Source organism: Pseudomonas sp. NFXW11, from assembly GCF_049887815.1.
Lineage (GTDB): Bacteria > Pseudomonadota > Gammaproteobacteria > Pseudomonadales > Pseudomonadaceae > Aquipseudomonas.
Genome location: NZ_JAGEKI010000013.1, coordinates 1 through 12,979 on the forward strand (window position 1 = coordinate 1; position 12,979 = coordinate 12,979).

Below are 12,979 nucleotides of genomic sequence, written 5' to 3' on the forward strand. Positions count from 1 at the left end.
CAAATCTACAACACGGAGCGGCCTCACATGGCCCTGAAAAACAAAACGCCCGATGCGGTGCATCGGGCGTTTTGAGGCCTACTGGCCTACCTGTATAGGTGTAAACCTATTTCAGGACTAGACACTGCGCCTTTCGTGGCGTCGCACGGGCCTTCAGGTCGGCGCTGCCGCCCAACGGGAGCGAGCTCCCTCGCCACATAGGCAGGGCGCCGTTAGTCGGAAGGGGCGGGGTGTTGGGGTGATCGATAGCCTGCTATCTGGCAACTCGTGGCTATCGCGACTAGTTTTCAGACAGTGCCGTGCCTGCTTCGACGCGGGGCCGCGGCCTTCGATGACTCACCTTTGTAGGGATGGAATCGGCTATGAACATTTTTCAACGCGTGCTGCTGTTGCTCAAAGTGCTGGTGATGCTGTCGCTCGGAACCTCGGCGGCCTGGGCCCACAATCTGCTGGAGGTGAAGGAGCCGGGTTTTTCATCGACCCACAGTGCGCCCGTGCAGATGCTTGCCAAATCCGAATCCGAGCCGGGGGATGAAGGCCAGGGCGGCAGCTCGGGCGACGACGACCAGACTACCGAGGACGATGGCGCCGATCAGGGTTGAGCAAAAAAAAGCCCCGACAACGGACTGATGCGCAATCCGTTGCCAGGGGCAGGTGGAACACCGTACAGGCGTTCCCGGCAGGTTCCGGGAGCGCCTTTTTCATGGACCGTTACAGGAACTGCTCGGCGAAGTGGCAGGCTACCTGGCGGCTGTCGAGCTGACGCAAGGCCGGCTCTTCAGTGCTGCAACGCTCGGTGGCGTACGGGCAGCGCTTGTGGAAGGCGCAGCCGGACGGCGGGTTCAGCGGGTTGGGCAGTTCGCCGGCGATCTTGATCTTGGGCTTGTTCGGATCGGGGTGAATGGCCGGGGTCGCCGACAGCAGGGCCTGGGTGTAGGGGTGCAGGGGACGGTTGTAGATGTCTTCCTTGGGGCCCATTTCCACCGGGCGGCCGAGGTACATCACCAGCACCTGGTCGGCGACATGGCGCACCACCGCCAGGTTGTGGGAGATGAACACGTAGGCTGTGTTGAACTCCTGCTGCAGGTCCATGAACAGGTTCAGCACCTGGGCCTGGATCGACACGTCCAGGGCCGAGGTCGGCTCGTCCGCCACCAGCACCTTGGGTTGCAGCATCATTGCCCGGGCCAGGGCGATGCGCTGGCGCTGGCCACCGGAGAACATGTGCGGGTAGCGCTGGTAATGCTCGGGGCGCAGGCCCACCTGCTTCATCATCGCCTGGACTTTCTCGCGACGCTCGGCGGCGGACAGCTTGGTGTTGATCAGCAGCGGCTCGGCCAGCTGGTCGCCGATCTTCTGCCGTGGGTTGAGCGAGGCATAGGGGCTCTGGAACACCATCTGCACGTCTTTGCGCAGTTGCTTGCGCTGGGCCTTGTCGGCGCCGGCGACTTCCTGGCCGGCGATTTTCAGCGAGCCCGAAGAGGGTTCCTCGATCAGGGTCAGGGCCCGGGCCAGGGTGGATTTGCCACAACCGGACTCGCCCACCACGGCCAGGGTCTTGCCGGCTTCCAGTTCAAAGGACACGCCGTTGAGGGCGCGCACCAAGGCATGGCCCTTGAACAGGCCGCGGGACACTTCGTAGTGCCGGGTGAGGTCGCGGGCGGTAAGAACGACGGCCATTACGCCACCTCCTGGTTGAGCGGGTAGAAGCAGCGCACCAGGCTGGCGGCTTGCGGATCGAGGCTGGGGCGTTGCTGGCGGCAGTTGTCCTGGGCGTAAGGGCAGCGTGGCGACAGCAGGCAGCCCACCGGCCGGTCGTAACGGCCGGGGACGATGCCCGGCAGGGTCGAGAGCCGCGAAGCCCCCAGGCTGTGCTCGGGAATCGCCGCCAGCAGCGCTTCGCTATAGGGGTGGGCGGGGATGTTGAACAGCTCCGGCACCTTGCCCACTTCCACCGCTTGCCCGGCGTACATCACGCACACTCGCTGGGCGGTCTCGGCAACCACGGCCAGGTCGTGGGTGATCAGCACCAGGCCCATGTTGCGTTCTTTCTGCAGGCTCAGCAGCAGGTCCATGATCTGCGCCTGGATGGTCACGTCCAGGGCGGTGGTGGGTTCGTCGGCGATCAGCAGCTTGGGTTCGCCGGCAATCGCCATGGCGATCGCCACCCGCTGGCTCATGCCGCCGGACAGTTGATGCGGGTAGGCGTCCATGCGGCTGGCAGCGCCGGGGATCTCGACTTTTTCCAGCAGCTCGATGGCCCGCTTGCGCGCGGCCTTGCCGGACATCTTCAGGTGCAGGCGCAGCACTTCCTCGATCTGGAAACCCACGGTGTAGCTCGGGTTGAGCGCGGTCATGGGGTCCTGGAAGACCATGGCCAGGTCCTTGCCGACAATCTGCCGGCGCTGGCGGGCGCTGAGCTTGAGCATGTCCTTGCCGTCGAAGGTGAGGGCGTCGGCGGTGACGATGCCGGGGTGCTCGATCAGGCCCATCAGGGCCATCATGGTCACCGACTTGCCGGAGCCGGACTCGCCGACAATCGCCAGGACTTCGCCCTTGTCGACCTTGAGGTCGAGGCCGTCGACCACGGGGACTGCCTTGGCGTCGCCGAAACGGACGTTGAGATTCTTGATTTCTAGCAGTGACATGGGAATCTCCTCAGGCGGCGTTCTTGAGTTTCGGGTCCAGCGCATCGCGCAGGCCGTCGCCCATCAGGTTGATTGCCAGCACGCTGAGCAAAATGGTCAGGCCAGGCAGGCTCACTACCCACCAGGCGCGTTCGATGTAGTCGCGGGCCGAGGCCAGCATGGTGCCCCACTCGGGGGTTGGCGGTTGCACGCCGAGGCCGAGGAAGCCCAGGGCGGCGGCGTCGAGGATGGCCGAGGAGAAGCTCAGGGTGGCCTGGACGATCAGCGGCGCCATGCAGTTGGGCAGCACGGTGATGAACATCAGGCGTGGCAGGCTGGCACCGGCCAGGCGCGCGGCGGTCACGTAGTCGCGGTTGACCTCGCCCATCACCGCGGCGCGGGTCAGGCGCACATAGGACGGCAGCGAGACCACGGCAATGGCGATCACGGTGTTGATCAGGCCTGGGCCGAGGATGGCGACGATGGCCACGGCCAGCAGCAGCGACGGCAGGGCCAGCATGATGTCCATCAGGCGCATGATGCTCGGGCCCAGCAAACGCGGGAAGAAACCGGCGAACAGGCCGAGGAGGATGCCCGGGATCAGCGACATCACCACCGACGACAGGCCGATCAGCAGCGACAGGCGCGAGCCCTGGATCAGCCGCGACAACAGGTCGCGACCCAGTTCGTCGGTGCCCAGCAGGAACTGCATCTGCCCGCCTTCGAGCCAGGCCGGCGGGGTCAGCAGGAAGTCGCGGTATTGCTCGCTGGGGTCATGGGGGGCCACCCAAGGCGCGAACAGTGCGCAGAACACTACGACCAGCATGAACATCAGGCCGGCCACCGCCCCCTTGTTGCGGGAGAAGTGCTGCCAGAATTCTTTGTAGACGGACGGGTAGAGCAGGCTTTGATCGACTGCTACTGAGGAAGTTGGAGTGCTCATTAGTCTTGATCTCAGCGCTGATGACGGATGCGTGGGTTGGCAAAGCCGTAGAGGATGTCCACCACGAAGTTGACCATGATCACCAGGCAGGCGATCAGCAGGATGCCGTTCTGCACCACGGGGTAATCCCGGGCGCCAATGGCTTCGATCAGCCACTTGCCGATGCCCGGCCAGGAGAAGATGGTTTCAGTGAGCACGGCGCCGGCCAGCAGGGTGCCGACTTGCAGGCCGACCACGGTCAGTACCGGAATCAGTGCGTTGCGCAGGCCGTGCACGAACACCACGCGGTTCGGCGAAAGGCCCTTGGCCTTGGCGGTGCGGATGTAGTCTTCACGCAGCACTTCGAGCATCGAGGAGCGGGTCATCCGCGCGATTACCGCCAGCGGAATGGTGCCCAGCACGATGGCCGGCAGGATCAGGTGCTGCAGGGCGTCGAAGAAGGCGCTGGTGTCGCCGGCCAACAGGGTGTCCACCAGCATGAAGCCGGTCTTGGGCTCGATGTCGTAGAGCAGGTCGATACGCCCGGAAACCGGAGTCCAGCCCAGGCTCACCGAGAAGAACATGATGAGGATCAGGCCCCACCAGAAGATCGGCATCGAATAACCGGCCAGGGAGATGCCCATCACCCCGTGGTCGAACAGTGAGCCTCGGCGCAAGGCCGCGATCACCCCGGCCAGGAGGCCGATCACCCCGGCGAACAGCAGGGCGGCCATGGCCAATTCCAGGGTTGCGGGAAACAGCGAGCTGAATTCGCTCCAGACGCTGGTGCGGGTACGCAGGGATTCGCCCAGGTCACCGTGGGCCAGTTTGCCGATGTAGTCCAGGTACTGGGCGTACAGCGGTTTGTTCAATCCAAGGCGTTCCATTGCCTGGGCATGCATCTCGGGGTCGACCCGACGCTCGCCCATCATGACTTCCACGGGGTCGCCGGGAATCATGCGTATCAAGGCGAAGGTCAGCAAGGTGATGCCGAAGAATGTGGGGATCAGCAACCCCACACGGCGGGCAATAAAACTAAACATCTTCTGAAGTACCTCAATCAGCCGGTTAGGCGTTGCCGCCGCCCTGGATCAAGGGCGGCGGGCGTTTCTTATTACTTCACTTGGGTGGTAGCGAAGTTGTTGGTGGTCAATGGACTCTGGTGAAAGCCCTCGACGTTCTTGCGCATGGCAGTGAACATTTTCGGATAGGCCATGGGGATCCACGGTTGGTCCTGGGCGAAAATCAGCAGGGCCTTTTCATAGAGTTCGGCGCGTTTGCCGGGTTCAGCGTCGGCACGGGCCTGGTCGATCAGGGTCTGGAACTCCTGGTTGCACCAGCGAGCGTAGTTTTCGCCGTTTTTCGCCGCGTCACAACTCAGGTTCGGGGTCAGGAAGTTGTCCGGGTCGCCATTGTCCCCGGCCCAGCCGGCCGAGACCATGTCGTGCTCGCCGTTTTTCGCGCGCTTGAGCATCTCACCCCACTCCATCACGCGGATATCCAGCTTGAGGCCGATCTTGGCCAGGTCGGCTTGCATCATCTGCGCGCCCAGCAGCGGGTTGGGGTTGGTCGGGCCGCCGCCGTTACGGGTGAACAGGGTGATCACGGTGCCTTCCGGCACGCCGGCTTCCTTGAGCAGGGCGCGGGCCTTGTCCAGGTCCCGTGGCGGGTTCTTCAGGCTGGCGTTGAAGCCCAGCAGGGTTGGCGGGTAGGGGCCGGTGCCCACCAGGGCATTGCCTTTGCCGTACAGGCTGTTGACGTAGGCTTCCTTGTCGAAGGCGATGTCGATGGCCTTGCGCACGCGCACGTCGCTCATGTACTTGCGGGTGGTATTCATGGCGATGTAGCCGGTGGTCATGGCCGCCAGTTCGTCGACCCTGAGGTTGGCGTCGGCCTTGATGCTGGGAATGTCATCGGGCTTGGGATAGAGGGCGATCTGGCACTCGTTGGCCTTGAGCTTCTGCAGGCGCACGTTGTTGTCGGTGGTGATCGCCAGCACCAGCGTCTCGGCCGGCGGCTTGCCGCGGAAATAGTCGGGGTTGGCCTTGAAACGCACCTGGGCGTCCTTGGCGAAGCGGGTGAAGATGAAGGGGCCGGTGCCAATGGGCTTGCTGTTGAGTTCGCCGGTCTTGCCTTCCTTGAGCAGCTTGTCGGCGTATTCCGCCGGGAAGATCGAGGAGAAGGCCATGGCCACGTCGGCCAGGAAGGGTGCTTCAGGACGGGTCAGGGTGAAGACCACGGTGTGATCGTCGGTCTTCTCGACGCTTTTCAGCAGTTCCTTGAAACCCATGCTTTCGAAATAGGGGAAGCCGACGCTGGATTTGTCATGCCAGGGGTGCTTCGGGTCCAGCTGGCGCTGGAAGCTCCAGAGCACGTCGTCGGCGTTCATCTCGCGGGTTGGGGTGAAGTAGTCGGTGCTGTGGAACTTGACGCCTTTACGCAGGTGGAAAGTGTATTGCAGGCCGTCGGGGCTGATGTCCCAGGTCTCGGCCAGTGCCGGCTCGATGTCCGTGGTGCCGGGCTTGAAGTCCACCAGGCGGTTGAAGATGGTTTCCGCCACCGCGTCGGCCGTGACTGCAGTCGTGTACTGGACCATATCGAAGCCTTCCGGGCTGGCTTCGGTACAGACCACCAAGGGTTTGGCTGCCGCGCCTATGGCGACGCTCAGCAATGCGGCGCCAATGGCCGCTCTCAGGGGAAGCATTTTCATCAAGAGCCCTCTGCAATCGGTTGAACCAGATTAGCTGGAATGGCGGATTCGTCATGAATCCGCCATTCGGCTGTTGGGTTAGAGAATGTTGAACGGGATGGTGGTGACCAGGCGGAACTCGTTGATGTTGCCGTCGGCCTGGTGTTCGCTGGCGCGGTGGGTGGTGTAGGTCGCGCGAATTGCCGTGGCCTTGAGTGGGCCGCTCTGCACCGCGTAGGACGCACCAATGCCGTACTCGTAGTGGCTTTCGCCATCCATCAGGCTCAGGTCGCCACGTTTGGCGCCTGGATCGGTGTAGGCAACGCCACGGTAGTGAGTACCGTCGATGCCCCAGCCACGGGCCTGGTAGATGTTGAACTTGAGGCCAGGTACGCCGTATTCGGCCATGTTCAGGCCATAGGCGATCTGGAAGGATTTCTCGTTCGGGCCGTTGAAGTCCGAGAGCAGGGAGTTGGCCAGGTAGATGCCGTTGGTTTCGTGCAGGTAGTCGAAGTATTCGTTACCACTGACTTCCTGGTACGAGAAGGTCAGGCTGTGGGCCTGGTGAGTCAGACCCAGCGACAACGAGTAGGTATCGTTGTCGATCTTGCCCATCAGCTTTTTGCCTTCATCGGCAGTCTTGTAGTAGTTCAGGCCGGTGGTCAGGCTCAGCACCTGGCTGTCGCCCAGTTCATGGGTGGCGCCGAAGTAGTACTGGTTCCAGAAGTCTTTGACCTTGGCGCCGTAGAGGCTGGTTTTCAGACTCTTGAACGGCTGGTAATTAAGGCCGGCGGTGTAGACCTTGTCGGTTTCCACGCCCGTTGCGGAGTATTCGCTACGGAATTTCGACAGGCTCTGTTCGGTTCGTGGAGACACGCGGTCGAAACCGGCCAGGTCGAATGACAGGTTGCTGAATTCTTCGCTGTGCAGGCTCACCCCTTCGAAACTCGAAGGCAGCGCACGGTTGCCGATCACGTCGACGATCGGCGTGCTGAAGTTCTGGCGGCCGGCGGTCAGGGTGGTGTTGGACACGCGGAACTTGACGTTGGCCAGGCCCAGCTTGCTCCACTGGCCCACGGCATCGCCGTCGGAGTGGGTCAGGGTGCGGTTGTTCTTGCCGGCGATGTCCTTGCGGTCACGGTCCAGGGCAATGGCGTTGTAGGCCGCAACCTCGGTGCTGACACCCACGGTGCCTTCGGTGAAGCCCGAGCTGTAGTTGAGGATGGTGCCCTGGACCCAGTTGATACGGCGTGGGGTCGAGGTTGAAACACCGTTGTGATTGTAGGAAAAACGGTCATCACGACGTTTCAGCTCGTTGGCGTACCAGTTGCGGGTAGTCCCCGACAGGCTCTGGCCTTCGATGAACCCCTTGGCGTCGGCCTGGGCGCTCTTGCTCAGTTCAGTCGGGACGAAGTCCTGGCTGACGTTCTCCGCATAAGCCGTGGCGGTGATGCTACTGATAGCCAAGGCTAACAATGCGCTGCTGCTCAGTTTCATGGGTGAAGCTCCTTTGCTTTCTTTTTAAATGCCGGTTTTTTTGGGCCGGCTGGTTTTTGGAACTCATTCATGGCATCGCAAACGTTTGCATGCGGCTTGATCGCCGATTTCAGGCAAAGCGCCTGCATGAGGGCGAAGATCGCCCCCAGGGTTTTGGCTCAACGGTTATGGGGTCAGGCTGACACCTGAGAAGGAGTTGCGGCCGAAGGGACTGACCTTGAAGTCCTCGACCCTGGCACTCAACGGTTGGTTGATTGTCGAGTGGGCCACTGGGGTAATGGGTACCTGCTGCTTGAGCAATTGCTGGGCCTGCCGGTACAGCTCGGTGCGCTGCTGGCGGTCGGTGACCACCTTGGCCTGCTTGATCAGTCGGTCGTATTGCGGGTCGCACCACATGGAATAGTTGTTGCCGCCGATGGCATCGCAGCTGTACAGGGTGCCCAGCCAGTTGTCCGGGTCGCCGTTGTCGCCGGTCCAGCCGATCAGGCTGATGTCGTGCTCACCGTTCTTGGTGCGCTTGATGTACTCGCCCCATTCGTAGCTGACGATCTTCACCTTGAGGCCGATTTTCGCCCAGTCGGACTGCAGCATCTCGGCCATCAGCTTGGCGTTGGGGTTGTAGGGGCGTTGCACGGGCATGGCCCAGAGGGTGATTTCCGTACCTTCCTTGACCCCGGCGGCCTTGAGCAGCTCGCGGGCTTTTTCCGGGTTGAAGGCGGCGTCCTTGATGCTCTCGTCGTAGGACCACTGGGTAGGCGGCATGGCGTTGACCGCCAGTTGGCCGGCGCCCTGGTACACGGCGTTGAGAATGGCCGGCTTGTTCACCGCCATGTCCAGGGCCTGGCGAACTTCGAGGCGGTCGAACGGTTTGTGCCGCACGTTGTAGGCGATGTAGCCGAGGTTGAAACCGGGCTTCACGATCACCTGCAACTTAGGATCGCTCTTGAGCGCATCGATATCGGCGGGGCGCGGATGCAGGGTCACCTGGCACTCGCCGGCGCGCAGTTTTTGCACCCGCACCGAGGCGTCGGTGTTGATGGCGAAGATCAACCGGTCGAGCTTGACCCGGCTAGGGTCCCAGTAATGGGGGTTGGCGGCGTAGCGGATCTGCGAATCTTTCTGGTAGCGCTGGAAGACGAAGGGGCCAGTACCGATGGGCTTCTGGTTGATCTGGCTCGGGGTGCCGGCCTTGAGCAGTTGCTCGGCGTATTCGGCGGAGAGGATCGCGGCGAAGCTCATGGCGATGTTCTGCAGGAACGCTGCGTCCACGCTGTTGAGGGTGATGACCACGGTCAGCGGGTCGGTTTTCTCGACCTTGGCGATGTTCTTGTTCAGGCTCATGCCGGTGAAGTAGGGGAACTCCGTGGGGTAGGCCTTGCGAAACGGGTGCTCGGCGTCGAGCATGCGGTTGAAGGTGAACAGCACGTCATCGGCGTTCAGGTCACGGCTGGGCTTGAAGTACGGGGTGCTGTGGAACTTCACACCGGGTCGCAGATGGAAGCTGTATGTGAGGCCGTCTTCGGAAATGTCCCAGCTCTTGGCCAGGCCGGGCCCCACGCTGGTTGCCCCGCGCTCGAATTCCACCAAGCGGTTGTACAGCGGCTCGGCGGCATCGTTGTCGGTGGCGGTGGTGTACTGCGCGGTGTCGAAACCTGCCGGGCTGCCTTCGGAGCAGAACACCAGGCTGCGGTCGGCGGCGCTGCTCAAGCAACTGATGGCCAGTAGGCCGGTGCCCAGAAGAGCCGAGAAAATCGGGGAATGACGCATGACGGTCCATCTCCATTTCTATTGTGATGATCAATGGACCATGACTCCTTCCTGGAGCCTGTACAGGTCATTGATGCCAAGCCATGGCTTGCAGCAAGTGCCCACCGACAGACGCAGTTTTGCCTTGCAACGACGTTAGGGGTCGAGGACAGGGCCGTATATGAGCTGTGCCTGAAAGCCCTGTAGGAATCGGCTCTAAAATCGAGAGATCATGCGCGTTGACGGATGTCTCTCGATGCAGAGGTACGGATTCGTTCAGGGGGGCGCATTCACAACGGCGACGCCGGGACGTCGCCGTTGCAGTGCCTTACTTGCTGACGCTTACACCGTAGAAGGAGTTCAAGCCAAACGGGCTGATCTTGAAGTCCTGCACGTTGCTGCGCATGGGTTGGAACACCGTCGAGTGTGCGATAGGTGTCATCGGGACTTGGTCTTTGATGATGTGCTGCGCCTGCTTGTACAGCTCGGTGCGCTTGGCCACATCGGACGTTGCCTTGGCTTGCTTGATCAGTGCGTCGTAAGGCTTGTCGCACCACTTCGAGAAGTTGTTGCCGTTCATTGCGTCGCAGCCGAACAGGGTGCCCAGCCAGTTGTCGGGGTCACCATTGTCGCCGCTCCAGCCGATGATCATTGCCTGGTTCTCGCCGCCCTTGGAGCGCTTGATGTACTCACCCCACTCGTAGCTGACGATATTCACCTTGAGGCCGATCTTCGCCCAGTCGGATTGCAGCATTTCTGCCATCAGCTTGGCGTTGGGGTTGTAGGGACGCTGTACTGGCATGGCCCACAGGGTGATCTGGGTGCCTTCCTTGATACCGGCTTCCTTGAGCAGCTGCTTGGCTTTCTCCGGATCGTACTGGGTGTCCTTGATGCTGGTGTCGTAGGACCACTGGGTGGGCGGCATGGCGTTGACCGCCAGCTGGCCGGCACCCTGATAGACCGATTCGATGATCTGCGGTTTGTTCACCGCCATGTCCAGAGCCTGGCGAACCTTGAGGTCGGCCAGCGGGTTGGCGTCGGTGCGGCCCTTGAGAACCGGCATCACGTTGTAGGCCACGTAGCCCAGGTTGAAGCCCGCCTGTTCAGGCATCTTCAGGTCCTTGTCCTCCTTGAGCGCCTTGAGATCGGCAGGGCGCGGGAACAGGGTGACCTGGCATTCGTTCTTCTTCAGCTTCTGCATGCGCACCGACGGGTCGGTGGTGATGGCGAAGATCAGGTTGTCGATCTTCACGTCTTCAGGCTTCCAGTAGTCCTTGTTGCCGGTGTAGCGGATGTTCGAGTCTTTCTGGTAGCTCTTGAACACGAACGGGCCGGTGCCGATCGGCTTCTGGTTGATGTCGGAAGGCTTGCCTTCCTTGAGCAGTTTGTCGGCGTACTCGGCGGACTGGATCGAAGCGAAGCTCATGGCCAGGTTCTGGATGAACGCGGCGTCGACGGTCTTCAGGGTGAACTTGACGGTCTTGTCGTCGATTTTTTCGATCTTGGTGATGTTGGTGTCCATCCCCATGTCGGTGAAATACGGGAATTCGGAGTTGTAGGCCTTACGGAACGGCATGTTCTTGTCGATCATGCGGTTGAAGGTGAACAGCACGTCGTCGGCGTTGAAAGTGCGGGTTGGTGTGAAGTACGGCGTGGTGTGGAACTTGACCCCTTCGCGCAGATGGAAGGTATAGCTCAGGCCGTCATCGGCGATGTCCCAGCTGGTGGCCAGGCCCGGGATCACTTTGGTGCCGCCACGTTCGAACTGGCTCAGGCGGTTGTAGAGGGTTTCGGCTGAGGCGTCGAAGTCGGTTCCGGTGGTGTACTGGCCTGGGTCGAAACCGGCTGGGCTCCCTTCGGAGCAGAACACCAGGTTAGTCGCTGCCTGGGCGAACGGGGCGCTGGCGAGCAAGCCGGCGCTGACTAAGAACGGAATGACTGCTTGTTTGAACATGGTGGCCTCATGATTTGTTGTCATTTTTGGTGTTGAGGGCGACCTCGTGAGTCGACCCGCCGATACTTATGCAGGCCCCATACCCAATGCAAGGTGCGGGGTCGCCACAAGTATCAAAGAGTGGCACGGACGTACAGGAATGACGCATTTGTATAAATCTTGACGCATTTGATCGTTTGCGCCGGTTCTTTATGGTGCGTGGTTCGCCTTCTTAGTGGGCGTTCAGGGCCAGTCGCGCCCTGCATCGGTGCAAGGCGTGGACGAGCGCCAGCCGGCAGCGGGTTGCGCCGCCGGGTCGTGCCGCCCTCGAGCGGAGGGTGGGCGAATGGGCTGGAAAAAGTGGCAACGCGAGAACCGGCCTGGTGATGTACCTCGGCCTGGTTGGCGTACCTGATCGTCGCGGGCAGTGCCCGGCCGACAAGCTGACTGACGGAGTCCGAAAACGCGGAGCCGGAACGCAGGCCGGCTAACTGCCAAGCCTTGCGCGAAAGGGTCTTACACATGCAAACCTCTTTTTTCTTTTTTTAGGGTGCATCTGAGGATTGGCCTTTTGGGCTGTGGTAACTCGCCTTTTCGATGGGGAATGGATGAACCCCAAGGACCCTATGCGGCGACAGCGAGTACCTGTTGTGTTCTTGATTGACGACTCGCAGATGCGGAAATTAAGTCATGCTGAAATTGTGGTCAACGAAAATTAAGCATGACTAACATTTATCCTGTGAATAGCTGTGTCTGTGGAGCTCTGCGGGGGGATGTGCTTGGGGCTCAGGAGGCTGGACGATCGTCGAACAGGCCCATGGTGGTGATGGTCAGGACTTCCGCCGGGCCGTCGCCGACATTGGCCAGGCAGTGGGTCTTGGTGGCGTCGAAGTGCACCGAGTCGCCGGGGCCGAGGGGGTATTGGCGGCCCTCGATGGTGTAGACGATCTGCCCCGTTAGAACGTAGGAGAATTCCGAGCCGTCATGGGAAATCAGTTCCGACTGGTAACCCACCGAGATATTCATCTTCACTGCATTGATCAGGTTGCCGGGGAAGGAACTGGACAGGCGCTCGTAGGCCAGTGGCTGGCCTTCGATGGTGTAGCGCACCCGCTCGCCGTCGTGAGAGTCGGGCTGGGCCTGGGTCGGCTGGTCGAACAGGGCATTGAGTGGAACGTTGAGGGATTTGGCGATGTTGACCAGGGACGAGATCGATACGCCGGTGAGGTTGCGTTCCGCCTGGGACAGGAAACTGGCGGTCAGGCCGGATTCACTGGCGATCTGACGCAGGGTTTTCTTGGCGGCGCGGCGATAGCGACGCAGGCGTTCGCCGATGCGGTCTGCGGTCATTGGATAGACTCTTATAGAAAGGCGCAGTATATCCGGCGCAGGCCAGAAAAGTCTGAGCGATGCACAGCCGGATGCGCTGACTTTAGCAGCCGCGAGCCGCGTAGTTTCATCCAGCCCAAGGCCGGGCTGCCCCGGCAGACGCTGCGAGGACGGCCAATGAAAACGGCGCCAACCCGAGCTTGTGCCCACAGGTTGACGCCGTTACGGCATGCCGC

Annotated in this window: 10 protein-coding genes; 1 reads left to right on the top strand and 9 read right to left on the bottom strand. The window is 61.4% G+C overall.

Annotation, left to right across the window (positions count from 1 at the left end; genetic code table 11):
• The first annotated feature begins 362 nt into the window (after positions 1 to 362).
• Positions 363 to 602: a hypothetical protein gene (locus J4P02_RS19655; protein WP_426193279.1), complete on the top strand. Its 240-nt coding sequence runs from the start codon at positions 363 to 365 to the stop codon at positions 600 to 602.
• A 109-nt stretch (positions 603 to 711) separates the two neighbouring features.
• Here J4P02_RS19655 and J4P02_RS19660 read toward each other — a convergent pair whose 3' ends face one another.
• The 9 genes from J4P02_RS19660 to J4P02_RS19700 all read right to left on the bottom strand — a co-directional run bounded on the left by J4P02_RS19660 (position 712) and on the right by J4P02_RS19700 (position 12,764).
• On the bottom strand, positions 712 to 1,680 hold the full coding sequence (locus J4P02_RS19660) for a peptide ABC transporter ATP-binding protein (protein ID WP_426193281.1): 969 nt from the start codon (positions 1,678 to 1,680) through the stop codon (positions 712 to 714).
• The gene (locus J4P02_RS19665) at positions 1,680 to 2,648 is read right to left on the bottom strand and encodes an ABC transporter ATP-binding protein (protein ID WP_426193283.1); all 969 of its coding nucleotides are present in this window, start codon (positions 2,646 to 2,648) and stop codon (positions 1,680 to 1,682) included. The genes J4P02_RS19660 and J4P02_RS19665 overlap by 1 nt, the downstream gene beginning before the upstream one ends.
• Positions 2,649 to 2,658: 10 nt before the next feature.
• Complete coding sequence (locus J4P02_RS19670) at positions 2,659 to 3,570, bottom strand: ABC transporter permease subunit (protein ID WP_426193285.1); 912 nt, start codon at positions 3,568 to 3,570, stop codon at positions 2,659 to 2,661.
• A gap of 11 nt (positions 3,571 to 3,581) precedes the next feature.
• On the bottom strand, positions 3,582 to 4,592 hold the full coding sequence (locus tag J4P02_RS19675) for an ABC transporter permease subunit (protein ID WP_426193287.1): 1,011 nt from the start codon (positions 4,590 to 4,592) through the stop codon (positions 3,582 to 3,584).
• A 71-nt stretch (positions 4,593 to 4,663) separates the two neighbouring features.
• Positions 4,664 to 6,259 (bottom strand): ABC transporter substrate-binding protein, encoded by a 1,596-nt coding sequence (locus tag J4P02_RS19680; RefSeq protein ID WP_426193289.1) that lies wholly within the window; start codon positions 6,257 to 6,259, stop codon positions 4,664 to 4,666.
• 78 nt (positions 6,260 to 6,337) lie between these two features.
• Positions 6,338 to 7,735 (bottom strand): OprD family porin, encoded by a 1,398-nt coding sequence (locus J4P02_RS19685; protein ID WP_426193291.1) that lies wholly within the window; start codon positions 7,733 to 7,735, stop codon positions 6,338 to 6,340.
• Between the two features lie 165 nt (positions 7,736 to 7,900).
• On the bottom strand, positions 7,901 to 9,502 hold the full coding sequence (locus tag J4P02_RS19690; RefSeq protein WP_426193293.1) for an ABC transporter substrate-binding protein: 1,602 nt from the start codon (positions 9,500 to 9,502) through the stop codon (positions 7,901 to 7,903).
• Between the two features lie 307 nt (positions 9,503 to 9,809).
• On the bottom strand, positions 9,810 to 11,435 hold the full coding sequence (locus tag J4P02_RS19695; protein WP_426193295.1) for an ABC transporter substrate-binding protein: 1,626 nt from the start codon (positions 11,433 to 11,435) through the stop codon (positions 9,810 to 9,812).
• A 765-nt stretch (positions 11,436 to 12,200) separates the two neighbouring features.
• Entirely contained in the window at positions 12,201 to 12,764 is a 564-nt protein-coding gene (locus J4P02_RS19700) for a helix-turn-helix domain-containing protein (RefSeq protein WP_426193297.1), read from the bottom strand.
• Positions 12,765 to 12,979 lie beyond the last annotated feature (215 nt).

Coding starts and splice junctions, on each gene's coding strand:
- J4P02_RS19655 (WP_426193279.1), top strand. CDS start 363: ATGAACATTTTTCAACGCGTGCTGCTGTTGCTCAAAGTGCTGGTGATG.
- J4P02_RS19680 (WP_426193289.1), bottom strand. CDS start 6,259: ATGAAAATGCTTCCCCTGAGAGCGGCCATTGGCGCCGCATTGCTGAGC.
- J4P02_RS19660 (WP_426193281.1), bottom strand. CDS start 1,680: ATGGCCGTCGTTCTTACCGCCCGCGACCTCACCCGGCACTACGAAGTG.
- J4P02_RS19665 (WP_426193283.1), bottom strand. CDS start 2,648: ATGTCACTGCTAGAAATCAAGAATCTCAACGTCCGTTTCGGCGACGCC.
- J4P02_RS19695 (WP_426193295.1), bottom strand. CDS start 11,435: ATGTTCAAACAAGCAGTCATTCCGTTCTTAGTCAGCGCCGGCTTGCTC.
- J4P02_RS19685 (WP_426193291.1), bottom strand. CDS start 7,735: ATGAAACTGAGCAGCAGCGCATTGTTAGCCTTGGCTATCAGTAGCATC.
- J4P02_RS19670 (WP_426193285.1), bottom strand. CDS start 3,570: ATGAGCACTCCAACTTCCTCAGTAGCAGTCGATCAAAGCCTGCTCTAC.
- J4P02_RS19690 (WP_426193293.1), bottom strand. CDS start 9,502: ATGCGTCATTCCCCGATTTTCTCGGCTCTTCTGGGCACCGGCCTACTG.
- J4P02_RS19700 (WP_426193297.1), bottom strand. CDS start 12,764: ATGACCGCAGACCGCATCGGCGAACGCCTGCGTCGCTATCGCCGCGCC.
- J4P02_RS19675 (WP_426193287.1), bottom strand. CDS start 4,592: ATGTTTAGTTTTATTGCCCGCCGTGTGGGGTTGCTGATCCCCACATTC.